The sequence below is a fragment of the Vibrio sp. 2132-1 genome, from assembly GCF_033344315.1.
The window spans coordinates 1-515 of the sequence record NZ_JAWPON010000870.1; the positions used below are offsets into that span (position 1 = coordinate 1).

1 protein-coding gene is annotated in these 515 nt (G+C 46.6%); it reads left to right on the forward strand.

Annotated elements, in window-relative coordinates:
• On the forward strand, window positions 1-515 hold a 515-nt coding region (locus tag R8N47_RS28465), incomplete at both ends, for a transglycosylase domain-containing protein (protein WP_318186516.1).

A 515-nucleotide genomic window follows, 5' to 3' on the forward strand; every position in this document is an offset into this window, starting at 1 on the left:
TGTCGTGGTTGCTCTTTCCGGCTCAGCAAAGCAAGGGGCGAGTACCATCACTCAGCAGCTAGCGCGTAACTTCTTCTTATCCAACGAGAAGAAACTAATGCGTAAGATCAAAGAGATCTTCATTGCCATTCACATTGAGCAACTGCTGAGCAAACAAGAGATCATGGAGCTTTACGTTAACAAGATCTTCCTTGGCTATCGCTCATACGGTTTTGGTGCAGCAGCTCAGGTGTATTTTGGTAAGAGCCTAAATGAGCTCTCGCTTAGCGAAATTGCGACACTGGCGGGGATGCCAAAAGCACCTTCAACCATGAACCCAATTTACTCGCTAGAACGTGCAACAAAACGTCGTAACGTTGTGCTAATGCGTATGCTCGATGAAAAGTACATTACGCAAGAACAATTCGATGAAGCACGTAACGAACCAATCATTGCTCGTTACCACAGTGCAGAAATTGAAGTGTCTGCGCCTTACGTTGCCGAGCTTGCACGTGCATGGGCAGTAAAAGAGTACG